The 25,741-nt window shown below is 42.4% G+C and carries 23 protein-coding genes; 14 read left to right on the top strand and 9 right to left on the bottom strand.

Annotated features, from left to right (window positions below):
* Positions 1-19: 19 nt before the first annotated feature.
* The 6 genes from BLW16_RS04780 to hemW all read right to left on the bottom strand — a co-directional run bounded on the left by BLW16_RS04780 (position 20) and on the right by hemW (position 6,559).
* Positions 20-1,516 (bottom strand): sigma 54-interacting transcriptional regulator, encoded by a 1,497-nt coding sequence (locus BLW16_RS04780; RefSeq protein WP_090555426.1) that lies wholly within the window; start codon positions 1,514-1,516, stop codon positions 20-22.
* A gap of 17 nt (positions 1,517-1,533) precedes the next feature.
* Complete coding sequence (locus tag BLW16_RS04775) at positions 1,534-2,631, bottom strand: vWA domain-containing protein (protein WP_090555425.1); 1,098 nt, start codon at positions 2,629-2,631, stop codon at positions 1,534-1,536.
* 178 nt (positions 2,632-2,809) lie between these two features.
* On the bottom strand, positions 2,810-3,694 hold the full coding sequence (locus BLW16_RS04770; protein ID WP_090555424.1) for a cupin-like domain-containing protein: 885 nt from the start codon (positions 3,692-3,694) through the stop codon (positions 2,810-2,812).
* Between the two features lie 79 nt (positions 3,695-3,773).
* On the bottom strand, positions 3,774-4,655 hold the full coding sequence (locus BLW16_RS04765; protein WP_090555423.1) for a cupin-like domain-containing protein: 882 nt from the start codon (positions 4,653-4,655) through the stop codon (positions 3,774-3,776).
* A gap of 143 nt (positions 4,656-4,798) precedes the next feature.
* Complete coding sequence (locus BLW16_RS04760; RefSeq protein ID WP_090555422.1) at positions 4,799-5,350, bottom strand: fasciclin domain-containing protein; 552 nt, start codon at positions 5,348-5,350, stop codon at positions 4,799-4,801.
* Positions 5,351-5,416: 66 nt separating this feature from the next.
* Positions 5,417-6,559 carry a radical SAM family heme chaperone HemW gene (gene hemW, locus BLW16_RS04755; protein WP_090555421.1) on the bottom strand — a complete coding sequence of 381 codons (1,143 nt, stop codon included), beginning with the start codon at positions 6,557-6,559 and terminating at the stop codon, positions 5,417-5,419.
* 86 nt (positions 6,560-6,645) lie between these two features.
* Here hemW and BLW16_RS04750 point away from each other — a divergent pair, with 86 nt between their 5' ends.
* From BLW16_RS04750 to porN, 7 genes are all read left to right on the top strand, one after another.
* Entirely contained in the window at positions 6,646-7,200 is a 555-nt protein-coding gene (locus tag BLW16_RS04750; RefSeq protein ID WP_090555420.1) for a hypothetical protein, read from the top strand.
* A gap of 47 nt (positions 7,201-7,247) precedes the next feature.
* Positions 7,248-8,264 (top strand): DUF4271 domain-containing protein, encoded by a 1,017-nt coding sequence (locus BLW16_RS04745; RefSeq protein WP_245735125.1) that lies wholly within the window; start codon positions 7,248-7,250, stop codon positions 8,262-8,264.
* A 9-nt stretch (positions 8,265-8,273) separates the two neighbouring features.
* Complete coding sequence (locus BLW16_RS04740; protein WP_090555418.1) at positions 8,274-9,044, top strand: uroporphyrinogen-III synthase; 771 nt, start codon at positions 8,274-8,276, stop codon at positions 9,042-9,044.
* 192 nt (positions 9,045-9,236) lie between these two features.
* Positions 9,237-10,601 (top strand): T9SS ring complex lipoprotein PorK/GldK, encoded by a 1,365-nt coding sequence (porK, locus tag BLW16_RS04735; protein ID WP_090555417.1) that lies wholly within the window; start codon positions 9,237-9,239, stop codon positions 10,599-10,601.
* Between the two features lie 50 nt (positions 10,602-10,651).
* Entirely contained in the window at positions 10,652-11,464 is an 813-nt protein-coding gene (gene porL / locus BLW16_RS04730) for a type IX secretion system motor protein PorL/GldL (RefSeq protein WP_090555416.1), read from the top strand.
* Positions 11,465-11,507: 43 nt separating this feature from the next.
* Positions 11,508-13,046 (top strand): type IX secretion system motor protein PorM/GldM, encoded by a 1,539-nt coding sequence (gene porM, locus BLW16_RS04725; RefSeq protein WP_090555415.1) that lies wholly within the window; start codon positions 11,508-11,510, stop codon positions 13,044-13,046.
* 7 nt (positions 13,047-13,053) lie between these two features.
* Positions 13,054-13,935: a type IX secretion system ring subunit PorN/GldN gene (porN, locus tag BLW16_RS04720; protein ID WP_090555414.1), complete on the top strand. Its 882-nt coding sequence runs from the start codon at positions 13,054-13,056 to the stop codon at positions 13,933-13,935.
* Between the two features lie 49 nt (positions 13,936-13,984).
* On the opposite strand, the gene uvrC is transcribed toward porN, so the two are convergent.
* The 3 genes from uvrC to porW are packed head-to-tail and all read right to left on the bottom strand — an operon-like array spanning position 13,985 to position 20,823.
* Positions 13,985-15,790, bottom strand: coding sequence for an excinuclease ABC subunit UvrC (gene uvrC / locus BLW16_RS04715; protein WP_090555413.1), 1,806 nt, complete (start codon positions 15,788-15,790; stop codon positions 13,985-13,987).
* Positions 15,791-18,016: a transglycosylase domain-containing protein gene (locus BLW16_RS04710; RefSeq protein WP_090555412.1), complete on the bottom strand. Its 2,226-nt coding sequence runs from the start codon at positions 18,014-18,016 to the stop codon at positions 15,791-15,793. It abuts the gene before it with no gap.
* A 2-nt stretch (positions 18,017-18,018) separates the two neighbouring features.
* Positions 18,019-20,823, bottom strand: coding sequence for a type IX secretion system periplasmic lipoprotein PorW/SprE (gene porW, locus BLW16_RS04705; protein ID WP_245735124.1), 2,805 nt, complete (start codon positions 20,821-20,823; stop codon positions 18,019-18,021).
* Between the two features lie 92 nt (positions 20,824-20,915).
* Here porW and BLW16_RS04700 point away from each other — a divergent pair, with 92 nt between their 5' ends.
* The 7 genes from BLW16_RS04700 (at position 20,916) to atpA (ending at position 25,729) form a co-directional block, all read left to right on the top strand.
* The gene (locus BLW16_RS04700) at positions 20,916-21,134 is read left to right on the top strand and encodes an AtpZ/AtpI family protein (protein WP_090555411.1); all 219 of its coding nucleotides are present in this window, start codon (positions 20,916-20,918) and stop codon (positions 21,132-21,134) included.
* A gap of 48 nt (positions 21,135-21,182) precedes the next feature.
* Positions 21,183-21,569: a hypothetical protein gene (locus tag BLW16_RS04695; RefSeq protein ID WP_090555410.1), complete on the top strand. Its 387-nt coding sequence runs from the start codon at positions 21,183-21,185 to the stop codon at positions 21,567-21,569.
* 17 nt (positions 21,570-21,586) lie between these two features.
* Positions 21,587-22,717, top strand: coding sequence for a F0F1 ATP synthase subunit A (atpB, locus tag BLW16_RS04690; RefSeq protein ID WP_090555409.1), 1,131 nt, complete (start codon positions 21,587-21,589; stop codon positions 22,715-22,717).
* A gap of 37 nt (positions 22,718-22,754) precedes the next feature.
* Complete coding sequence (atpE, locus tag BLW16_RS04685; protein ID WP_090555667.1) at positions 22,755-22,955, top strand: ATP synthase F0 subunit C; 201 nt, start codon at positions 22,755-22,757, stop codon at positions 22,953-22,955.
* Positions 22,956-23,039: 84 nt separating this feature from the next.
* The gene (locus tag BLW16_RS04680; RefSeq protein WP_090555408.1) at positions 23,040-23,534 is read left to right on the top strand and encodes a F0F1 ATP synthase subunit B; all 495 of its coding nucleotides are present in this window, start codon (positions 23,040-23,042) and stop codon (positions 23,532-23,534) included.
* A gap of 26 nt (positions 23,535-23,560) precedes the next feature.
* On the top strand, positions 23,561-24,109 hold the full coding sequence (atpH, locus tag BLW16_RS04675) for an ATP synthase F1 subunit delta (RefSeq protein ID WP_090555407.1): 549 nt from the start codon (positions 23,561-23,563) through the stop codon (positions 24,107-24,109).
* Between the two features lie 45 nt (positions 24,110-24,154).
* Positions 24,155-25,729: a F0F1 ATP synthase subunit alpha gene (gene atpA / locus BLW16_RS04670; protein ID WP_090555406.1), complete on the top strand. Its 1,575-nt coding sequence runs from the start codon at positions 24,155-24,157 to the stop codon at positions 25,727-25,729.
* Positions 25,730-25,741: the final 12 nt, after the last annotated feature.

Raw genomic sequence — 25,741 nt, 5'->3', positions numbered from 1 at the left:
TAGCAAAATTGTTTTTTAACTATCTGAAGTCGATATCCTCGTCATCTTCTCCAATCTCGGTATTGAATAAGCTATCAAACATGTCTGAAAAACCAAAGCCCCCGTCAAGATATTTTTTGCTCAGCTGGGAGTATTCAGCTAATCCATGCAGTGCAAATTCCATTAACAGTAGCGTTTGATTTGCACTGAGCTTAGGATGGAATTTTTTGACCAGATCATTCAGGCCTTTTACCTGCATCAGTTCTTTCTTATACTGGGCTCCTGTCAGGTTATCTGCAAGATCAAGCGTATTGCCATCCGTAAACCAGTCGCTGATCAGCTGGTAAGGATTTGCAGCTTTGCTTTTCTTTGCCTTCTCCGGATCAGGGAAATAGCGGCTGAACAAAGTTTTAATGGCTTTGCCTATGAGTGTATTGGCAACTTTGGCAGGCCCTTCCAGCTCTCCTTCGTACACCAGTTCAATCTTTCCTGTTACAGCAGGTATGATCCCGGTCAGGTCAGATAACCTTACAAAGGTATTCTCTTCCCTGTTGATCAGCATTCTCCTTTCAGCAGAGCTGATGAGGTTTTCGTAGGCAGAGATGGTCAAACGTGCCGATACACCAGATTTCTGGTCTATAAATTCACTTTTACGTGCTTCAAAGGCCACTTGTTCTACCAGATCTTTGACCAGGCCATCGGCTTCGATCTTTAGTTTTTGTGATTCGGTGATCTTTGCCTCCTGGAAGGTTATTTTTCTTGATATCGCAATTGTTTTCGGATAATGGGTAAGGATCTGGCTCTCTATCCTGTCTTTCAACGGAGTAACGATAGAGCCCCTGTTTGTATAATCTTCAGGGTTAGCGGTAAACACGAACTGCACATCCAGGGGCAGGCGTAATTTAAATCCTCTGATCTGTATGTCTTTTTCCTGAAGCATGTTGAACAGTGCTACCTGGATACGGGCCTGAAGATCCGGAAGTTCGTTGATCACGAAAATACTGCGGTGGGCTCTTGGGATCAGTCCAAAGTGAATTACGCGTTCATCATTGTAGGTAAGTTTCAGTGTGGCGGCCTTAATCGGGTCTACATCACCAATCAGATCGGCAACAGTTACATCAGGAGTAGCTAATTTCTCCGTATAGCGGTCTGAGCGGTGTTGCCAGCTAATCACTGTATCATCACCATATGTTTCAATCTCGCGCTGTGCAAACCAGGAAATGGGGTTCAGAGGATCGTCAAATATTTCGCTGCCGGTCACATATGGGATGTACTCATCCAGAAGGTTGACCATTAGTCTGGCAATACGTGTTTTAGCCTGCCCCCTCAGACCAAGCAGCAGGATATTATGTCTGGACAGGATAGCCGTTTGTAATTCTGGAATAACAGTTTCATCGTACCCTAAAATCCCTTCAAAGCCGGCATCTTTATTTTGCAGCTGCTGAATAAGATTTTTACGCAATTCATCTTTTACTGTTAGTGAAATGTAGTTTGAGGCTTTTAATTCGCCAAGAGTCTTAATTGATTTATAATCCATATGATTGATCTGTCCGGTTACCGAACCGTTTTTCTTCTGTTTTTAATGTAGTCTTCAAAAATATATTCTCCTAATCCGGTTAAAGAACTGTAAAAGGCCCTTCCGCCATTGATTTGGGTAAACTCTCTTACAAACTGCTGCAGGTAAGGGTCCTGTGCGATCATGAAGGTTGTAATAGGGATATTCAGGCGTTTGCATTGGGCCGCCATATTGAGTGTTTTATTGATCACCTTCCTGTCCAGTCCCATACTGTTTTTATAATACCGGCCATTTTCTTTCAGGCAGGTAGGTTTCCCGTCGGTAATCATAAAGATCTGTTTGTTATGTGTCTTGCGACGGCGAAGTAAGTCTGCCGCCAGTTCAAGGCCTGCAAATGTGTTGGTATGGTAGGGGCCAACCTGCAGATAAGGAAGGTCCTTAACGGTAATTGGCCATGCATCGTTACCAAAAACCACGATATCAAGAGTATCTTTCGGATACCTGGTTTTGATCAGCTCGGCAAGGGCCATTGCTACTTTTTTTGCGGGGGTGATCCTGTCTTCACCATAAAGGATCATAGAGTGAGAGATATCGATCATCAGTACCGTTGAAGTCAGTGTCTTGAAATCTTTCTCCTCCACTTCCAGGTCGCGCTCAGTAAGAGTGAAATTACCTATTCCGTGATTAATCTGGGCATTCTGAATAGACGCGGTCATATCGATCTGATCAAGGCTGTCGCCAAAGGAATATTCCCGGCGGTCTGCATTTTTCTCTTCACCTATACCGGAGAGGTTACTGTTATGATTTCCCTTTCCGGCTTTCTTAAGTTTGCCAAAGATCTCTTCCAGGGCAGATTTACGGATGGTCTGTTCTGTTTTTGAAGTAATCTCCATCTCGCCGTCCCTTGCATTCTCTTTAATATAACCTTTATCCTTCAGCTCGTCAATAAAATCGCCCATACCGTATTCGCCATTGGTAAACTTATACTGTTTATCCAGTTCATTCATCCAGGCAAGAGTTTCGCCTGCATCACCTGCTGTATAATTCAATAACTGTGTGAACAGCTTTAGCAGTTCGTCAAACCCGCCCTTAGGAAGGTCATCAGGTTGGAAATTAGAAAAATGGAAACCTTTCATGTTCTTGTATTAACGATATATCGAAGGTAAAAGTTTGCAGGCTGACTAATGTTACCTGCTTGTAAAAATACTTTAACAAATTCAGGCCAGGTGCGACTATTACAATGAAAGTACATTAAGGTTTAAAAGAAAAGCTTTCTACCGGCGAATGACTTGTTTTGAGTAGGGGGCCGGGGCATTATGGTTTTGGGTATCCTTTGGCAAGTGCCCTGTCTGCCCGTTTAACTGCGAGTTTCTCCCGGAAGGTGGCATAAGGGGCTTTTAACGCCATTTTCAGTAAGCTGTCAAGCCCTCCTTTTATCGCCAGGTTAAAAAGGCTCTGTGCTTTTCTTACCGGTGAAGCATCCCATGCCCTTAAACTTAATGAAAAGGAACCGTCAAGATATTTCATCCAGTGCCACATTCCGGTTGGCATAAACAGCGTGTCGCCATGCTCCAGGAAAACCTCATAGCCTTCCACACCATTCAGTGCGGGGAATTTTTTAAAGTCGGGATTAGCCACATCGTAATCTTCCAGTGCATAGGTGGCATTGGGGATACAATAAAGGCGTTCTTTCCATTTGTTGTCGAAAAGGATAATATGTTTTCTGCCGCCAAAATGTGTATGAAAAAGATGCGGAAGGTCTATATCATAATGAAGAAAAGTAACTGAATTTGAGCCTCCGAAGAACATTGCGGGCATACTTTCAATAAAACCACCCATCAGGTCTTTTGGAAGGATAATATCATTGATCAGGCTGGGAACGTGTTTGAAAAGGTTAAAAAAGAAGATTCTTAATTCCGTAGGCTCGGATTTGATCAGGTCAAGATAATCACCAAAACGCATATGGGCTGCCGCAGAGTTTATTGGTTTGGAAGGATCTACTTTGGCATTGTCATATAACGGAACTTCAAGCCCGCCGGCTATCTCCTTAAGATAATCTGTTGTCCACTTCTCCCTGGCAGGCCAGTTTTTTGTTAAACCTTTAATTATAAGTGGTTTCCTTGGGTCTAAATATTTTTTTTTAAAATCAGCGGGACTGATGCTCTCAACGGTATCTACTGGCTTAAGAATGAAGCTCATAATAGGAAAAGGTCTTGTTTGAGAACAAAAGTGTAAATTAAATTCTATTTATTTAAATAAAAAGCCGTGACAACGGCGATTATTGAGGAAGATGACCTTCCAGTGCTTTATTTGCTCTTTTGACGGCCAGACGCTCTTTCCATGCCATATATTTGTCTCTGAAATTACCTTTCATAAAGTTGTCGAACTTGCGCTGTATGGTCAGGTTATACAGGCTTTGTGCTTTTACTGCCCATGATTTGTCCCAGGCCCTGAGGCTGATAGAGAAGGAGCCATCCAGGTATTTCATCCAGTGCCAGTAACCTGTCGGCATAAAAAGGGTGTCGCCATGATCAAGGTAAGCTTCGATGCCCCTGACGCCTTTTAAAGCAGGGAATTTATTGAAATCCGGGTTCTCCACATCATAATCTTCCAGGGCGTAGGTAGCATACGGAATTCTATACAGGCGTTCCTTCCATTTATTTTCGAACAGAATTACGTGTTTCCTGCCATTGAAATGGGTATGGAAGATATGGGCCATGTCAATATCATAATGCAGAAAGGTTACGGAACCTTTTCCTCCGAAGAACATATTTGGGTAGCTGTCCAGGAAGCCGCCCATCAGATTTTTTGGGGCGATATAGTCCTTCAGTAATTTCGGCGCTTCTTTAATCGGGTCAAAAAGAAAAATGCGCAGATCTGTAGGTTTACTTTTAATCAGGTCTATATAGTCACCAAACTTCATTTTTGCGGCGGAGGCATTGAGTGGTTTGGAGGGGTCTGCCTTGGAACTGTCATAGAGTGGAACAAGCTTATCGCCAACAACGGTCTTCATGTAATCCATTGACCATTTTTCGTACGCAGGCCAGGTTTTCGCCATGCTCTTAATGACAAGCGGCCTGCGTGCATTCAGATAATTCTTCTCAAAATCCTCTTTAGAAATATCATCAACGCAATCAATCTGGGATAAGTCAAACTTCATGTTAATATAATGTTAATTCATGTAAAATTATATAAAAATAGCTATTGCAATCAACCGGTATGTTTATAAATTAAAAATTCTGACAATAAAAAAACACAGCATAATGGCTGTGTTTTTTTATTAAATAAAGGGATTTTAGCGCGTTAGTTTGGCATTAAAACGGTGTCTATTACATGGATAACACCATTTTTTTGCATTACGTTTGCGATTGTTACGGTAGACATTCCACCTTTTTCATCTGTCAGCACCAGTTTGTCTCCCTGCATAGCTGCCCATAACTTTCCGCCGGCTACTGTGGTCAGTTCTGCTTTTCCGTTACCTGCCTTGATTGCTTTAGCAATTGTTTTGGCATCCATTCTTCCGGCAACAACGTGATACGTAAGAATTTTAGTCAGCATTGCTTTGTTTTCTGGTTTTACCAGTGTTTCCACTGTTCCTGCAGGCAATTTGTCAAATGCTTCGTTGGTTGGGGCGAAAACCGTAAAAGGTCCTTTGCTTTTCAAAGTATTTACCAGTCCGGCCGCCTTAACTGCAGCAACCAGTGTAGTATGATCTTTAGAATTTACAGCGTTGTCCACAATATCTTTTGTAGGGTACATTTCTGCACCTCCTACCATTGGGTTTTTCTGGGCATGAACTGCGGAAGAGAATGTCATAGCTACTACGACAAATAAAGGCAAGATTAATCTTTTCATATTTTTGGTTTTATGCGAACAGATACGTTGAATAATTACTCTTGGTTTTTGGATGGTTCAGCAGCGTTATCGCTCAGGATGTTCGTCGATCAGGAATAACTCTGAAGCGATATAATCGGCAAACAATTTCCCGTCCTGTGTGAGGACCAGCGTATCCTCTTTATGCTGCAGCCAGTCTCTTTGTATAAAAGATTTGCTGTTCTTCAGCGTATCGGCGAGGAAGGCCCTGCCAAAGTCGTTCTCAATCTTATGCAGGTCGGTTCCCCACATGGTACGCAGGGAAGTCATCACATATTCATTGAACCTGTCATAAATATCCAGTTCCTCGATTGTTTCTGCCAGCTGACCAGAGGCGATCTGTGTCATATATTTTGCGTTATTCGCAATGTTGAGGTACCTGATGTTACCATTAAAGCCATGCGCTGAAGGGCCTATGCCCAGGTAGGGAACACCGCGCCAGTAATTGGTATTATGCACTGCATGGCGGCCCGGGAAACTGAAATTGGAGATCTCATAATGGTCAAAACCGGCAATGCCGGTCTTTTCTATCAGCGAAATGAACTGAGCGGCACTTTGCTCATCATTAACAGGCAGCTGCCTGCCTTTTTTTATGGCGGCTGCCAGTGCCGTCTTCGGTTCAACAGTTAGTGAGTAGGCAGACAGGTGCGGGACCTGTAAATCGATTGCTTTGCTGATATTACTATGCCATTTTTCATCCGTTAGTAAGGGATAGCCGTAAATGAGGTCAATACTAAGGTTCTCGAACCCTGCATCCTGGCTGCGCCTGATACAGGTATCAGCCTCGGTAGCGTTGTGCGCCCTGTTCATCCAGAGGAGGTCTTCGTTAAAGAATGATTGTACGCCGATGCTGAAACGGTTAACGGGCAGCTGGCGTAATTGTGCAATTTTCTTTGCATCCAGATCGTCGGGATTAGTTTCAATTGTGATCTCTGCGTCTGAGGCAATGGAGAAGTGAGTGGTGAGCGTGTTGAATATTTTTTCAAAGGACTGCTGAGGCAGAAGGGATGGGGTGCCGCCTCCAAAATAAATGCTGCCCACCTGATCTGTGATCCTGTCTTTTTTCATGATAATCTCCCTGCAGATCGCATCGGTCATTTCATCAATAAACTGAAGTGAAGTGCTGAAGTGGAAATCACAATAATTGCAGGCCTGTTTACAGAAGGGGATGTGGATATAAATTCCTGCCATTTTTATATAATGAACATATTTTGCCAAAGGTAGCTACAAAAAAACAGAGATGCCCGATACCATATCTTTTATTGTAATTTCGTAAGATGAAGAAAAGCGTTATAATCCTATGTTTTCTATTTGCCGGCCTGACTTCCATGATGCCGGCAAGTGCCCAGTCTAAACTTAAGATTGTGATCATCCGGCATGGCGAAAAGCAGGAAAAATATGAAAACCTGAATTGTATGGGGCTTAACAGGTCTCTGAAACTGGTGAACGTGCTCCATAAAAAAATTGGTGTTCCGGATTATATCTATGTGCCTTCTGTAGGTAATGGCGCTACGACTACCCACTCCAGAATGTTTCAGACCATCACGCCTTTTGCAGTAACTTACAATCTGAGTATCAACAGCCGTTTTGGCAGTGCTGACCTGGAAAAAATTGCAGCAGATCTTAAGGATAAAAAAGGTGTGGTGCTATTTGTGTGGAACCATGAGAATATTGTTGCCCTGGCAAAGGCGCTTGGTGTTAAAGTAAAGGGGCTGAAGTGGAGTAACAGTGACTTTGATTCCATGTGGACCATTACCGGGAAAGGCAAAAACAGAACGCTGGAGGCTGATAGGGAGGGGATAGTTCCCGGGCAGAACTGCGGGTCTTATTAACCAGTTTTTATCTGTAAGATGGGAATGTAAATAATAATAGCTTAAATTTGCGCCAAGCAATTCATGTTACTTCTATCGGCTCCATGTATAAATACCTTCTTGTAACTTTTTTCCTGGTATGCGGGCTGGGTTCTGGACAGGCACAGCATGTGGTCTCTGCCGGAGATTCTGCAATAATACAAAAAATTTACAGACCGCGTGTGATCAGAGATTCTGCATTCCTGGCCAGACAAAAATTTGTCACAGATTCTATCATGACGCATACCTGGATCTTACCGGATTCCCTGATTAATCGTCATATATTGATAGATAGTATCATCAAAGCCAATGTTTTTGAGAAACTGGACCTGGAGGCCTGGTTTAAAAAATATGGGAAATTCAAAAAAGAGAACAAATTCAGAACGGGTAATCCGCTCTCCAAAGGGAAAACCTGGGTACTTGGTTTTATATTTTTACTGCTGGTCGTTTTTGCGGTATTAAGGATCTCTTTTTCCAAACAGCTGCAAAATATTATGCAGTCATTTTACAGTAATAGGGGGTTAAACAACCTGAATAAGGAGGATAATGCGTTTAGTTCCTGGCCATTTTTATTTCTGTTTATACAATTTGGCTTTACTATAGGAATGTTTTTTTACCTGGTTGCACAGTACTATCAGCTGGCTTATGTCCATCAGGGATTCCGTTTCTTTGTGAGTGTTTCTGTGCTGATCGTTTTTTTATACGCCCTGAAAATTGTGTTGCTCCGCTTACTCGGACACGTGTTTAATATCCAGAAAGCAGTAAATGAATATGTTTCCATATTATATTTAAGTTATTTTAATATCTCATTAATTTTCATCCCTCTGGTGGTTGCTTTTGCCTTGTCGCCATTGAAATACGGTATCTATTACATAGTTATCTCGTTCATTTTACTGGCCATTATATTCACCTTTCAATTTATTAGAGCGGGTGTAAATATTTTATCTCATTATCGGTTTTCAAAATTCTATTTATTTATGTACTTTTGTGCCCTCGAAATATGCCCTATTTTGATATTAATCAAGGCAATAGGATTACAGCTGTAACTAGTTAAAATGCAAGAAATGACAGAAGATAGGTTGCGTAAAGTTAAAAGTATACTGATAACTTTGCCAAAACCCGAAACAGAAAAATCGCCTTATTTTGATTTGGCAAAGAAATACAACTTAAAAGTTGATTTCAGATCCTTTATTCACGTGGAAGGAATTCCTGCACGCGATTTCAGAAAAGATAAGATTACACTGAGTGAATATACTGCGGTAGTTTTTACGAGCAGGAATGCGGTAGATCATTTTTTCAGGATTTGCGAGGAAATGCGGTACGAAGTGCCTGCAGACCTGAAATATTTTTGTATTTCGGAATCTACTGCATTGTATCTGCAGAAGTACATTCAGTACCGTAAGCGGAAGATATTTTTCGGTAAGCAGACTGCTGCGGATCTGGCGGAAGTACTCAAGAAACATTCAGGAGAGAAATTCCTTTATCCATGTTCTGATGTTGCTACTGAAGATACCATGAACTTCCTGTTAAAGAACGGATATGATCTGACCCCGGCAGTTTTGTTTAAAACCGTGGTAAGTGACCTTTCGGATCTTGCTGACGTGACCTATGATGTGATTGCATTTTTCAGTCCTTCCAGTATCCAGTCTCTTTATATCAACTTTCCTGATTTCCAACAGAATAACACGCGGCTTGCTGCTTTTGGAGTGAATACGCACAAGGCTGTCAGGGACAAAGATTTAATTGTAGATATTGCTGCGCCCTCTCCGGAATCTCCTTCGATGATTATGGCTATTGAAAACTATATTAAAAAATCTAACAAGTAGAACGAGTGTAGCTTCATTTCCCCACTGTGGGGAATGAAAAATATTTGCGTTTCCTATAATAATTCTGATAAGCATGTTGTTAACATTCCCTTAACGACTTGCTTATTTTGCCTTTAAGATAGATTTTTATGTTTAAATAGTTGTTTATATCAATCATATTCGATAAAATTGTGTAAAATTGCTCAACGGCTTATGAGGAAAATTTACACGCTAGGTTTTATAATGATTGCAATACTCGTTTCCAGCTGCGGAAAAGGTGGGCAAGGAGAACTTGTTGGCGTATATAACAGAAAATTCAACAATAAAAAGATGCCACGCGGGATGGTCTATATTCCCCAGGGTAAAACGCTGATAGGGATGTCTGATGAAGATATCAACAATTCTCAGAGTGCTCCGAGTAAAATGACGTCGTTTAGTGCGTTTTACATGGATGAAACAGAGATTACCAATGCAGAATACCGGCAATTTGTAAACTGGGTGAGAGATTCGGTAGCACTGACCACACTGGGCCCCGGTGCAGCAGCGGCATATTTTATCAATGCCAAAACTACACCAGGCGGTGCAAGCCTTTCTTCGCAAAAAAATATAAACTGGCAAAAAGTAGGTAACGGTTCCGGTTTATGGAGCAGTAAGAGCGGAGGTTTGAGTACCAAACTGCGGGATATGTACTACAGCGGCGACGATGCCTTGCCCGGGCGTAACGAACTTGATGTAAGAAAGTTCAGATACGCTTACAGTTTCGTTAATCTTGATCTTGCGGAGGCGGGAAGAAAAGACCCCACAAAAAAAAGGAAGGACTTCATAGAAAGTTATGTTGATTCTCCTGATCCCAATAACCCGAACCAGTTTCCATCGGTAAGTGTTTATCCTGACACTATGGTTTGGAAAGTCGATTATTCATATTCCCAGAATGATCCGATGGTAAAATCCTATTTCAATCATCCATCTTATGATAATTATCCTGTAGTTGGTGTATCATGGGAACAGGCCAGTGCTTTCTGCGTTTGGCGTACGCGCCTTTATGAGCCGGTTGCTGCGGCAAGAAAACTTCCGATCAGTTCCCGCCCTGAATACAGGCTGCCTACGGATGCTGAATTTGAGTATGCCGCAAGAGGAGGTAATTCAAAAACTAAATACCCCTGGGGTGGCCCGTATGTGAGAAATACAAAAGGGTGTATGCAGGCCAATTTTAAAGTGGGAAGAGGAAATTATTCTGATGACGGTGGCTTGTATACGGTGAATGTCAGGTCTTATTTCCCCAATGATTATGGGCTGTACAATATGGCCGGTAACGTTTCTGAATGGACTGTGACAGCCTATAATAATTCGGCCTCTCCGCTGCTGCTGGATTTCAACCCTAACTTTACCTATGTAGCTAAAGGAACAGACAGCAAATACCTGAAGCGTAAGGTAGTCAGAGGAGGTTCATGGAAAGATATAGGTTTCTTTCTTCAGAATTCTGTTGGTACCTATGAGTACCAGGACCAGGCAAGATCATACATAGGTTTCAGATGTGTTTCATCATTTGCCGGGACGGATATCAATTTTAAAAACTAATTGATTAACATCATCATAAAAAAAACATCAACATTTATCTTATCTAACACATGGCAGCAAAAAAGAAGTTTGACTGGTTACACGTAGCCATATCATGGGGTGCAAGTATTGTAATTATAGGAGCATTATTTAAAATCCTTCACCTTGGAGGAATATGGGGTAATTATATGATCGGTATAGGATTAGGTGTAGAGGCTTTTCTATTCTTCTTGACAGGATTTTTTCCGCCTGCACCAGATCCGGCATGGGACAGAGTTTACCCTGAGCTAAGTGATGATTTTACAGGTGAATTGCCTAAGGTATCTGCAAGACCTGTAGCAGCACCTTCAACCGGATTTTCATCAACTGCAGCATTGGATAAAATGCTTGGAGACGCTAAGATCGGCCCTGAATTAATTGAAAGTCTGGGTAATGGCCTACGTACTTTCGGAGATAAAGTAGCGGCAATAGCTAACGTTGCTGATGCTTCTGCTGCCACAAGTGAATTTGCCGGAAAGGTTAAAACGGCTTCAGCCAGTTTCGACAGCCTGAACGGTGCTTTCAGTAAAGCTACTGCCCAGTTAGTTGAAATGGGTGAAACCAGTGCAGATTCAAAAGCTTATCATGAACAGGTAACAAACCTGGCAAAGAACCTGTCTTCTTTAAATGCAGTATATGAGCTTGAACTACAGGATTCCAGTGCGCATTTGAAATCGATGAACAAGTTCTATCAGAACCTGTCCCTTACTATGAACAATTTTAACGAGTCTATGGAAGATTCAAAACAGTTCAAGGAAGAGGTTGGTAAACTGGCAAAAAATCTATCTTCACTAAATGCTGTTTATGGTAATATGTTAACGGCGATGAACCAGCCGCGTACGTAGTCAGATAACTAAATTATTTACTTAACCAGAGAGACCTAATATAATGGCCGGAGGAAAAGAAACAGCGAGGCAGAAGATGATCAATATCATGTATTTGGTATTGTTAGCTATGCTTGCGCTAAACGTATCTGATACAATATTGAATGCATTTAAGAACATTAATGATAGTCTTGAATCATCAAGGACGAATGTAAATACCAGCATTGACCAACTCTTTACAGCTTTCCAGAATACAAAACTGAAAGAAGAGCCGGCAAGGGCTCAGCCTATCTGGGAAAAAGCCAATCAGGCGAAGAAATATTCTGATGAACTGAATGCCTACATACAGCAGTTAAAACAACAGTTCAACACCGCTGGTGGCGGACTGAGCGAAGAAACAGGGGATTTGGTTGAAAGAGGTAACCTTGACATCGCACAAGGCATCATGATCAATCAGAAAGAAGGCGAGAAGTTAAAGGCAAAGATCAATGAGACCAGGGAAAAGCTGATCGCCCTGCTCAACCCTGAAGACCACAGAAGTGTTTCCTTTTCACTGGAAGCAAAGGATGCAGATAAAAGCATTTCCGGTAAAAAACTGTGGGAAGACATCAACTTTGGTGAAGGCACACCTTTAACGGCAGCGAATACCGTGCTGACCAAAATCCAGGCCGATACAAAAAATGCTGAAGCTGAGGTTGTAAAAAAATTATTCGGTAATATGGATAAATCGCTGGTTAACCTGGACCAGTTTGCTGCTGTTGCCGTGGCACCAAGTTCCTATGTGATCCAGGGCCAGCCTTATGCTGCCCAGGTATTTCTGACAGCGAGCGATTCTAAATCAAGTCCTGAAATTACTGTTGGTGGCAGCAAACTTGCCATTAAAGATGGCAAAGGTACCTATACCGGTGGCACAGGGTCCGTAGGGGTTTTCAAGTGGTTCGGAGTGATCCGCGTGAAACAAACTGATGGCCAGGTAAAAGAGTACAAAACACCGGAACAGACTTACCAGGTAGCTAAACCATCCGCTACTGTTTCACCGGATAAGATGAATGTGATCTATGCGGGAATACCGAATCCTTTTTCAGTATCTGCTGCCGGTTTCCCTTTGGAAAGTGTAAAAGCGAGTATGCCGGGGGGATCAATCAGTGGTGCAAACGGTAAGTTTATGGTAAAAGTAGGAAGTGACCAGGTTGGAAAAACATTGAACATTACTGTGTCTGCAAATAATGCCGGCAAAACACTTAATCTGGGCTCGCAGGCATTCAGGGTAAAAGCTTTGCCTACGCCTAAGGCCTTTATTAAAGGTAAATCCGGTGGTAGTGTAGATATGGAATGGCTGGCAAGATCAAACATGATAGAAACCCAGCTGGATGATTTTGTATTTGATATTACTTACAAAGTGATCAGGTTCAATACTACATTTATTAACCCGAGATCTGATGCGGTTACGATGCCAAATAGCGGAGGCTCGTTTGGCGGACAAATAAAAGGGGCCTTGAATTCCATTAAACCAGGTGCAACGGTTATCTTTAAGGATATCGTTGTGGAAGGTCCTGATGGAAGACAAAAGAGCCTGGATGCAATAACATTTATAGCTAAATAGATTGAAGATGAAGAAAATTCTGTATACTATTATCCTGCTGTTATTTGGAACAGCGTCTTTTGCTCAGACGCCTGTCGCTCCTGTGAGTGGTACACCTGTTCTGAAGAAAACGAAGATAAAGACACCTCCCAAAGATGGTTTTTATGCCAGAAAAGATGTGGATAGTAGTGTAATGGTACCTTATCCTGATGTGAGAGAAGAAGATGTTTTCTATTCAAAACGGGTATGGCGCGAAATTGACCTTCGGGACACGATTAACTCGGTGTTGAAATCAGAAACTTCCAAGCTGATCGATATCCTGATGGATGCGGTTGCGAATGAAGAACTAACGGTTTATTCAACCAAAGATACGGCTTCGGGCAAATTACTCGAAGACAATGATTCCTTCAAAATCGCTTTAACTACTGAAGAAGCGTTAAGGAGTGCAAGAGGCACCTCCGAAGGCGATCCGGATTCAAGTGGTAAAGTAGGGGCGCCGGTATTGAAAAGACTCAGGTCCGATGAATTCCTGAAATACAGGATAAAGGAAGACTGGATCCTGGATGTTAAAAGGTCTGTTTTTGAACCGCGTATCGTTGGTATTGCGCCGATGAAACTGGTTGAGGACCACTGGCAACCGGTATTCTGGGTCTATTATGATGAAGCAAGGCCTATTTTGAGCAAATCAAAACTGGTAAATCCAAGTAATGATGCATCGGTTCTTACTTACGATGATTTTTTTGTAAGGCGTTTATTCTCCAGCAACATCGTGAAGGAGACCAACCCGGCAAACAAAACGATCATTGAAAGCCTGAACCTGACAGATCCGAAAGATCCGAGGAAATTATACGAATCCGAGCGTATTAAAAAAGGTATGGCAGATTACGAACAGAGTTTGTGGGAGTACTAATATAAATTATACGAAGCCCCGGCACCATTGGTACCGGGGCTTTTGCTTTTTACTGGTCTTTGGCGCTGAAAAAGGCCAGCAGTGTTTTTACCTGAGTTTTATTTAATACCAGTTCCAGTTCGGCAGTGGTGGCTTCTTTAATCTTCTTTACCGACTTAAACTGGCGGAGCAGTTTATCCGCAGTAGTTTTTCCAATTCCGGGAATAGCTTCCAGCTCTGTTTTCAGCGTACCCTGGTCCCTTTTCTTTCTGTGGAACGTGATCCCAAAGCGGTGCGCCTCGTCACGGAGCTGCTGAATGACTTTTAAGGTTTCAGACTTTTTATCCAGGTGCAGCGGGTAGCTGTCTCCCGGGTAGTACAACTCTTCCAGACGTTTGGCAATTCCGATCACAGTGACCTTTGTATCGATTCCAAGCTTTTTCAGACTGCTCACCGCCGATGACAGCTGCCCTTTACCGCCGTCAATGATAATTAGCTGAGGCAAACTCTCTTCTTCCTCCAGCATGCGTTTATATCGCCTGTAAACGGCTTCTTCCATCGTTGCAAAGTCATTGGGACCTTCCACTGTTTTAACGTTGAAGTGCCTGTAGTCTTTTTTTGAGGGTTTGGCATCTTTGAAGACAACAATCGCCGAGACGGGATATGCCCCTTGAAAGTTGGAGTTATCGAAACATTCTATATGTACGGGCAGCTGCGTAAGCATCAGGTCTTTCTGCATTTGTGTCAGGATGCGTTCAGAACGGAGATCCGGATTCAGCTTTTCATACTGATTGAGTTTCTCGCGTCTGAAGAACAGCACGTTCTTATGTGAAAGTTCCAGCAGGTTCTTCTTTTCCCCGAGTTTAGGAACAGTAAATTTTAAATTTTCATCAGACAGGGTAATATCAAAAGGAACGATGACTTCTTTTGAAGTACTGTTGAATTTTGTTCTGAATTCCGTGATGGCGATGGTCAGCAGTTCCTCATCAGATTCATCCAGACGTTTTTTGATCTCTATTGTCTGGGTCTGAATGATACTTCCATTCATGATTTTCAGGTAATTGACAAAGGCGTATCTTTCATCAGAGGCTATGCTCACCACATCAACATTGGTGATAGAGCTGTTCACCACAGTAGATTTACTCTGATACTTTTCAAGTACCAGCAATTTCTTCTGGTATTGATGGGCATATTCAAAATTCAGCTCGGTCACTGCATTTTTGATGATCTGTTTCACGTCCCTGATCACATTACCGATCTTTCCGTTTAGGATATCCTTAATTTCTTCTATATTCTGATCATAGTCAGGGTGCGACTGATAAGCCTGACAAGGACCTTTACAGTTGCCAATCTGGTATTCCAGGCACACCTTAAATTTTCCGCTGTTGATGTTATCTTCTGTTAGCGGCAGATTACAGGTGCGCAGGGGATAAGTCTCCTTGATCAGGTCAAGAATGGTATGCATCATTCCTACTGAGGCATAGGGACCAAAATAGGTTGATCCGTCTTTGACCATCTTCCTGGTCCAGTAAATACGCGGAAAAGGTTCCTTCTTGATGATGATCCAGGGATAGGTCTTATCATCCTTCAGCATGATATTATACCTTGGCTGATGTTTTTTGATCAGGCTGTTTTCCAGCAGCCAGGCATCAATTTCCGTATCTACAATCGTGAATGTAATCTTCCGGATCTTGGAAACCAGCACTCTGGTTTTACCATTCATCTGGTTGTCCTGGTTGAAATAGGAGCCTACCCTGTTCCTCAGATCTTTGGCCTTACCGATGTAGATCAGTGTATCCTCCTGGTCCCAGTACTGGTACACACCAGGTTTATGAGGAATATCGGCCAATGCCTTTTTATAATCAAAACTGCTCATCTAAAACCCTAACTTCTGGTCCAGTGCGGTGGTGTCTGTTTGCTGCTGCTGATACTGATTACAATCATAAGTAATAGATACCCCGTTTTTCGGCATCTCAAAATCCCCTTTGCTTATTTTTAACTTGGAGTTTGCATATACGCGTTTAAAAAAGCCGCCAAATACAGGCATTGCAGTTTTTGCACCTTCACCCTGGTTGGTATTGATAAAATGGAATGCACGGTCTTCGCAACCGGTCCAGACCCCTGCAACAAGATCGGGAGTGATACCAACAAACCACCCGTCGGAGTTGTTTTGCGTAGTACCCGTTTTACCGCCTACAGGGGTAGTGATACCGAATTTGCTGATCAGCGGATAGCCGAAACCTGTTTTAACTACTCCGATGAGCATACGTGTCATGACGTAAGCTACTTCTTCATTCATTGCCGGGTGTTTTTGTGGCGTTTGTGAGAATAAAACCACCCCGTTTTTGTCTTCAATCCTCAGGATATAAGTTGGCTGCGTCCATACGCCTTTGTTAGCGAAAACGCTATAGGCACCTACCATGTCAAAAACCGACGCATCAAAAGTACCGAGTGCAATGGAAGGATAGGCCGGCACATTTGAAGTGATGCCCATCTTTTTTGCCAGGGTGGCAACCGCGGTTGGGCCTACCTGTTTCATTAAATAAGCGGCTACAAAATTTTGGGAGTATGCCAGTGCTTTTTGCAAAGTCAGATAGCCTGGTAAAGTACCTCCCGATTTCGGAGTCCAGGGCGCACTGCCCGGAACCTCGATCGTCACGGGCTCATTCAGGACCTGGTAACACGGTGAGTACCCGTTCTCGATAGCTACCGAATAGGTGAATGGTTTAGCTGTTGAGCCTACTTGCCTGGTCCCCATTTTTACCTGGTCATATTTAAAATGCTCATAATTGATACCGCCAACCCATGCTTTTACATAACCGGTTTTTGGGTCCATCGCCATCATGGCGTTCCTGAGCAGTAGTTTATAGTATTTGACCGAATCAATAGGTTTCATCAGCGTGTCAATATCACCTTTCCAGGTGAAGATGCTCATTTCGGTTGGGGTATTGAAATCAGTCTTAATATCTTCGTCAGACTTTCCTTCCAGCTGAAGGGACTTGTAACGGTCAGACCGTTTTACGCCCTGTTCAATCTGCAGTTCCTTATCTTTAAAAGGGTCTTTACCCTTCCAGCTTTTAAGAAACTGTGCCTGCAGTAGTTTCATGGCCTCTTTCTGGGCAGCTTCGGCATATACCTGCATCTCATAATTGATCGTAGTGATGATCCTCAGGCCATCCCTGTCCAGATCATATGGTGTACCATCTGCCTTTGAAATGGAGCGTTCCTGGAAAATCCTTTTGATATCGTTTTTCAGCACAGCCCTGAAATACGGTGCAATACCGTCATTGACCGTAGCAGCGCTGAAATGAAGCCCCAGAGGTTTCTCTTTTTCCTCATCGAACTCCTGCTGGGTAAGCATCTCTTCTTTCACCATGTTGGCCATTACGGTGTTCCGGCGGGCGAGTGATCTTTCCGGATTCCGGGTAGGGGAATAACGGGTAATACCTTTTTGCAGTCCTACCAGCGTAGCCGCCTGGCTGACGGTAAGCTGATCCGGGGTAGTATTGAAGTATACCCTAGAGGCTGATTTGATCCCATAGGCCTGGTTGCCAAAATCTACCGTGTTCAGGTACATGGTGATGATCTCCTCCTTGGTATAATTGCGTTCAAGTTTTACGGCCACGATCCATTCCTGGAATTTTTGCATCAGGCGCTTGAAGAAATTACGCTGGCGCCCCTCTTCAGAGAAGAGGTTTAAGGCCAGTTGCTGTGTAATGGTACTTGCCCCTTGTTTTTTACCGATGATATTGTAGAATATAATGGTGAAAGTACGTTTGAAATCTATTCCTGAATGTTCTTTAAAACGGGTGTCTTCAGTAGAGATCAGGGCATTGATCACGTTTGGTGAGATCTGGGAATAATTTACATTGGAACGGTTTTGTACAAAATAGGTACCCAATACCCTTTTGTCCTCCGTCAGTATTTCAGTTGCCTGGTTACTTTTGGGGTGCTCAATATCCCTGAAAGATGGCAGCGTTCCAAATAAACCGAATCCAATTGCAACAATAAATAAAGAAAATATGACAAGTGCACCGATCAATAACTTCCAGAGGGTAAGGTTATATGTCTTTATCTCTGCAGCTGAAATATTCTTATTCATTTTTAATAGTTGTTTTGGTAGAAATCTAAGTATTTAGTTACAAGATCTTTACTCTGAAGCTTTTCGAAGTTTTCCTTACTGATAATGAAGCTGGAATATATTCCGGCCGGCACTTTCATGATCTGCTTCAATTGCGGAGTTATTCCATCAGCGTAACTTTTTGCTTCTGCAAAACTACTAAAGTTCCCAACATATATCAGTTGGTCATTGTCAAATTCTGTTAATTGATGTTTGAGGCCCACGCCGGCATAATTTCCGCGGTTAAACTGGCCGATGCCGAAACGTGAAGAACTTAAGGTCAGACTGGCATCTGCCACGTCAATTACAAAATAATATATTTTTGATACCTCAGTGCTGAAGATCTGAGTTGCAGCGACAGGAACTGCGGGTTTTTGAACGTTAGTTTCCGGGGTTTTGTTTGCGATGACCGGCTCTGGAGCTTTAACCTCAGCTGGTGCCGGAACACCGGGGTTCTGAACAGCTTTTTCCGGGAGCGGTTCTGACGGTAATGGCTGTGAAGCAAAGAAATGAGGCTCATTGGCATCAAAATCCGGCAATGCAATCCTTCGTTTACTGAATTCATCTTTGTGTGAAGCAATATAAGCCAGGTGATCTTTTACCAATGGCACGATGAGTTTATCATCAGGATATGCTGTAGTAATTGCTGTAAAGGCAGCAACCAGGCTATCAATAGGTTGTGTTCTGCCAATTGAAATGGCCCTCAGGTAATTGAGCTGAGGATTGACCATGTTGCCGGGATACTGTACAATAGTGCTGTTAACGGCGGTAATTACCTGAGGAAAGGCTTTTCTTTCATACTGATCAAATATTTGATTGTATACAGCGAGTACCCTGGCTTCCAATTCTGATTGTTTCACCGAATACTGGGGGTCAAGAATTGTTTTGGCATAAGCGCTGGATGGAAAAAGATCCAGTACCAGCTTCTTGTATTTCTCTGCGCTGGCGGCATTGGTATCTTTATAGCCCAGGTATAAGCTATAATAAATTGATGCCAGGCGGTTGTTCTCAGGAAAACGGCTTAGTATGATCTGGTAAATTCTAAGCGCTTCCGCCTGATCCTGCAGTTCCTGCTGATAGAAATTAGCCATCTCATAATAGGCATCAATGATCTGCTGATTGGATGCGGTCAGTTGTACAGTATTCAATGGAATGGCGGATAAATATCTGTTCACGAGAATATCACTGTCATTCGCTGAAGGATCTTGTGGTTGTGGAGAAGGATGGCCGGCATTCTCTACTTTGGCTATACTTTCGGTAGTTGCCTGCGATGAGGATTTGAGGCTCTGGCGCCAGTCGTCCTCCAGCTTTCTGTTGCCCCATCTGGTCGTAAAATCTGCACTTCCTCTGCTCATTGCAGCGGTATTGCTAAAATAGAAGGTACCTGGTCCGTTCCCGGCGGGGCTGGCCTGGTTGGCGCCGGCAAAAGGATCTTCTTTAAAGCTGCCGTTATCAGCAACCGTTGTTTTTGCCGGAAGTGTGATCTGTATGATCCTTGCGAGCCGTTCGCCTTCGGGTAATTTAGCAAGAAGTTGTAAAGTATCCTGGTAGGCGATCAATTCGTACCGTTTGCTGATATATTCCAGGTTTTCGCTTTTTTTCAGGATCAGGTCATAACCGGGATAGTTCTTTGGCAGCGTAGTTACCGTACTGTCGTAACATGATTTTGCTTTCAGGAAGTTTCTGAACTCCTTGAAATTCAAATCGGCCAGTCTGAGATAGGACAGGCCTTTCTGGTAACTGTTTTTGCTGCTGTTGCGGATAGAGAGGTTATAGTATTTTTCTGCGCCGGTAAAATCACTGTCTCCGGCATAAGTTTCGGCAATCTGGTAATATACCTGGTCTATATATTCAAGGTTTTTATCATCCCTGAGCAATGCCAGCAGTTGTTTCTTTCTGTTCAGGTGTTCCCCGTTCAGCAGGCCTGTCAGTTTAATCCGGTTCAGGTTCGCATTGAAGTATAATTCAAAACCTGCGTTGCTTTTCTGAACCTTAAGATAATGGGATAAAGCTTTCCGGTAATCTTTTTGCTGTTCATAGAGCTGGGCAAGGATGTACGTCCAGCGGATGCGGTTACGTTTGAGGCGGGTGGTTTTTACAGCATTACTTAACAGCAGAATCGCATCTGTATAGCGCTGCTGGTAAATATACATCTGCGCGATGGTTGCCAGGGGGCCGTCCTTATGCTCTTTAATTTCGGGAAGGCTCAAGTAGACCGTATCAAGGATCAGGGCTGCGTCATTCAGATTATCCAGCTGTATCAGGCTCCTGGCTTTCCAGTTCAGGGCATTCAGCCGCACATTAGGATTGGCTGCGTACGTTTTTGCGGTATAATCGAAATATTCTTCAGCAACAAAGTAATTGGTCTTGTAATACTGTGCCCGGCCCATCAGGATATAGGATTCATCAATATAATTGCTGAAGGCTTTGTCGGCAATGACGGCCTGTGCCTTGGTGATGATCTTATCCAGGTCTTTTTCATTTACCGGGGTACTGGCTGTGGTACTGAAATTAAATTTCTCCGGAACTGTATATAAGGGCAGGATTTCGTTATAATTGTCCTTGTAAGTTTCATAGAGCTGCTCCTCGTAATTGTCAAGGATGAGATTGGAATTGTAGATATAATTATATCGTGCGGTTAAATTTTGCATTCCCCTGCTCATTGCAGTATCTTTAGGCGTACCGCAGGCAGCTAAGAGACAGGCCCCTAAAAAAGAAGATATTAATCTGATGCGGAGATAGCCCTGGGTCTTCAATAGATAAGTGATTTCAATACAGTTTTTGGTCAATACAAATGTAACAGAATATGAATATGGCAAAAGTATTTCAATCGCCAGTATTTTCTAAGTAAATTAATTTAAATTTTATGTTTGGTTAATGTATGAGTGATAACCGGAAAGGAAAAAACACAACAAATTTTATAAAATATACGGGGATGGGCTTCCAGATGCTGGCTATCATAGGTTTATTTGCGTTCGCCGGGTATAAAATAGATGGCTACCGGCATAGTGAGAAATTTATATTCATGGCGATTTTCGGACTGATTGGCGTACTTGTTTCACTTTACCAGGTTGTAAGACAATTGAATAGTAAAGACTAAGAGCTGGATTCCTCTGTTAATTTTTATACTTTTGTAAAAAAAGAAGCTTTGAGTTTAGCCAAATTTACCCTTTACTACCTGATTTATACGCTTATTCTTGCCGGAATTGCATATGCCCTGCCATTTTTATTTCCTGGTACACTACTGCTTGTTAAAAAATTCTGGCTGGTGTTCGGCTTCCTCGGAGGGCTTACCTACATTGCTTATATCACCGCTTTTCTGGGGATTAAAATGGATCCTCAGGCCGGAGTTATGGCTATAATGGGCTCGATTGTTTTGAAAATGATATTTTCTTTGGCTTTCGTGCTGATTTACAGCCTCAATAGTACGGAAAAGGGGATCGTATTTGCCCTCAACTTTTTTTCTTTATATTTATTGTTCAGCTTCTTTGAAATATACTCCCTGTTATGTAACTTGCGCCACCAAAATAAATAGTAAAAATCTGCCAGTAAATGGATTGTAGCCACGTTTTTGATTTTAAAGTTAGTAGGTTAATTGTTGTTTTCACGCTTTTTTTAGCGTTTTTCTTTGTAACACCCGTGTTATATGCGCAGGAGGACACATTGAAGACAACAACGGCCGCTCATGCCGAGCCAGAGGCAGAGAAAAAGTTTAATCTGGGTAAGTTCGCTTTGCACCACGTAGCTGATTCGCATAGCTGGCATGTATTCGGCGACTACACGATCGGCCTGCCTGTCATCTTGTATACCCCAACAGGATTGGCCACGTTTAATGCCAGTGATTTTCACGGGGATGATGAGGCGAAAGTTGTAGTTGAAAGAGCTGGTCAGCGTTTTGTATCGGTGCATGATAAAATCTACTATGCATCAGAAACAGCAAATGAACATGGCGCTTACGCAGAACATGATGCTGCAGGCAAAGTGAAGAATGCACGTCCTCTGGATTTCTCTATCACCAAAAATGTTTGTACACTATTACTTTCTGTAGTGCTTCTTCTTGCAGTATTCCTGAAAGTAGCCAATGGATATAAAATCAGAAGCGGTAAATCTCCGAAAGGACTGCAGTCATGGTTCGAGCCGATCATTATGTTCGTTCGTGACGATATCGCCAAACCTAACCTGGGTCATAAATATGAACGTTTTATGCCCTACCTGCTTACGGTATTCTTCTTTATCTGGTTTAACAATATGCTCGGTCTGATCCCTTTCCTTCCGGGAGGCGCCAATCTAACAGGGAATATCTCTATTACAGTAGTACTGGCAACCATTACTTTTCTGCTGGTAAACTTCAATGGCAATAAATATTACTGGAAGCACATCTTTACTCCTGATGTACCATGGTGGTTATATATTGTGCTTGTACCGGTGGAGATCATCGGTATATTTACCAAGCCTATCGCACTTGCCATACGTTTATTTGCAAACATCACGGCAGGCCACATTCTGGTACTGGCGCTGATCGGGCTGATCTTCGTATTCAACTCCGTTTTTGTTTCGTTTGTATCCGTTCCGTTTGCGCTGTTCATTTACGGAATTGAGTTGCTGGTTGCATTTATACAGGCTTTTATATTTACAATACTATCAGCACTGTTCATTGGAATGGCGATAGAAGAACACCATTAATTAGAATTTTTAACAACAATTAATATATAGAATCATGATTACAGGAAGTATTGCTGCAATTGGTGCTGGATTAGCCGCTATCGGCGCTGGTATGGGTATCGGAAAAATCGGTAGTTCAGCTATGGAAGGTATTGCCCGTCAACCGGAAGCAGCCTCTAAAATTCAAACTGCGATGTTGATCGCTGCTGCATTCGTTGAAGCAGTTGCGCTTTTCGCGGTAGTAGTTGCATTAGTGTAACTAAAAACGGTATTGTACTTTGTAGGATTGCTACAAAGTACAATCTATTGTTTAAGAAATAAAGATTTACATATATATACTTAGATGGAATTATTATTACCGGAAATTGGTTTAGTTGTTTTTCAGACAATAGCATTTCTATTGTTGATGTTTGTTTTAGCCAAATTTGCTTGGAAGCCAATTTTAGCAGCGATCAATGAACGCGAGCATACAATTGATGATGCTTTAAACCAGGCTGAACTTGCAAAACAAGAAATGGTACGCTTAGCGGCGCAGAATGAGGAGACGATGAAAGAAGCGCGTGCTGAAAGAGACCTGATCCTGAAGGAAGCAAAAACGTTAAAAGATTCTATTATTAACGAGGCGAAACATCAGGCTCATACTGAAGGTGCTAAATTAATTGAAAAGGCGAGGATCGAAATCGAAAATCAAAAGAAAGCTGCTTTGGCTGAATTGAAAAATCAAGTTTCAACATTGTCAATTGAGATCGCTGAGCGTGTATTGCGTGGTCAGTTATCTGATAAAGCTAAGCAACAGGATTTAGTTGCTGATCTGTTGAAAGATGTTGAATTGAATTAATTCTTGCCACTCTAATAAAATATAACATGTCAGAAAACAAAGCAGCATCAAGATACGCCAAATCATTAATTGACCTTTCCACAGAGCAAAAAGCTTTTGAAGAGATCAGGAATGATATGGTTCTGATTGAGCAGGTTATTGACCAAAACAGTGAGCTTGAGGCTATTCTTCATAATCCGGTTATTCCTTTGGATAAAAAGTATTCAATTTTAGCGGGGATCTTCGGCAAAAATGTTCATGCATTAACAAACGCATATCTGAAACTGCTTGTCAGTAAAGGCCGTTCTGCTATTTTATTTGATACCACAAAGGCATTCATCAGACAATACAATGTGATTAAAGGAATTGTAACCGCTGAGGTTACTTCTGCAATTGCGCTGACTGCAGCCAATAAAGAGGAGATCGTTGCCGTAGTGAAGAGGGAGATTGGTGCAAATGAGGTCATCATTAAAGAAAAGGTAAACGAAAAGCTGATTGGTGGTTTTATTCTGAAAGTTGGCGACAGACAATTTGATGCCAGTATTTCTGGTAGCTTAAATAAACTAAAAAAGGAATTATCCCACGGTGTGGTTTAGATCCGATAATCATTTACAGAATTACAAAAGAAATAATATAAAATTATGGTAGAGGTAAGACCAGACGAAGTATCGGCAATTATCAGACAACAATTGTCGGGCTTTAAATCAGAAGCCGAACTTGAAGAAGTTGGTACCGTATTACAAGTGGGTGATGGTATTGCCCGTGTTTATGGTTTAACTAAAGTTCAATCAGGTGAGCTCGTTGAATTTGAAAATGGCCTGCAAGGTATTGTTTTGAACCTTGAAGAAGATAATGTTGGTGTGGTTCTATTAGGCCCCTCAGCAGAGATCAAAGAAGGTGACACCATCAAACGTACTAAGAAAATTGCCTCTATTCAGGTTGGTGAAGGTATGTTGGGACGTGTAGTGAACACACTTGGTGAGCCTATCGATGGTAAAGGCCCGATCATTGGTCAGACCTATGAGATGCCGATCGAGCGTAAAGCTCCTGGGGTAATCTACCGTCAGCCGGTTGCTGAACCTCTTCAGACAGGTATCAAGGCTATCGATGCAATGATTCCGATTGGCCGTGGCCAGCGTGAGCTGGTTATTGGTGACCGTCAGACAGGTAAAAGTGCTGTTTGTATCGATACCATTATCAATCAAAAAGAATTTTACGAAGCAGGCAAACCTGTTTTATGTATATATGTAGCTTGCGGCCAGAAAGCAAGTACTGTGGCAAACGTTGTGCGTACTTTAGAAGAGAACGGTGCAATGGCTTACACGGTAGTGGTTTCAGCATCGGCTGCAGATCCTGCTCCATTGCAGTTTTATGCTCCTTTCTCTGGGGCTGCAATCGGTGAATACTTCCGTGATACAGGTCGCCCTGCACTGATCGTTTATGATGATCTTTCTAAACAGGCTGTGGCTTACCGTGAGGTTTCATTGTTACTACGTCGCCCACCGGGCCGTGAAGCTTATCCTGGCGATGTTTTTTATCTGCATAGCCGTTTACTGGAACGTGCTGCCAAGATCAATGCGAATGACGAGATTGCAAGACAAATGAATGATTTGCCTGAGTCTCTGAAAGGTATCGTAAAAGGTGGTGGTTCATTAACAGCCCTGCCGATCATTGAAACACAAGCGGGTGACGTTTCTGCTTATATCCCTACTAACGTAATCTCTATTACTGACGGACAGATATTCTTAGAGTCTAACTTATTCAACGCTGGTGTGCGTCCGGCTATTAACGTGGGTATCTCTGTATCCCGTGTAGGTGGTAATGCACAGATCAAGTCGATGAAAAAGGTTGCTGGTACGTTAAAACTTGATCAGGCACAATACCGTGAGTTAGAGGCTTTCTCTAAATTCGGATCTGACCTGGATGCGGCTACTAAATCTGTACTGGACAAAGGTTCAAGAAATGTGGAGATCCTGAAACAGGGACAATTCTCTCCAATGGCTGTAGAAAAACAAGTGGCGATCATTTATATTGGTACAAAAAACCTGATGCGTTCAGTTCCTGTAAATAAAGTAAGGGCATTCGAAGCTGAATATTTACAACAGCTTGAATTACGTCATCCTCAGACACTGGCTGCATTGAAAGCTGGTAAACTGGACGATGAGATTACATCAGTATTGGAAACTGTAGCTAAAGAACTGGCAGGAAAATACTAACTAACAGGAAGA

Origin of the sequence: Pedobacter hartonius (assembly GCF_900107535.1) — a bacterium.
Taxonomy (GTDB): domain Bacteria; phylum Bacteroidota; class Bacteroidia; order Sphingobacteriales; family Sphingobacteriaceae; genus Pedobacter; species Pedobacter hartonius.
Note: the sequence above shows the minus strand (reverse complement) of the source record. Positions and strands in the feature narration are given on the sequence as shown.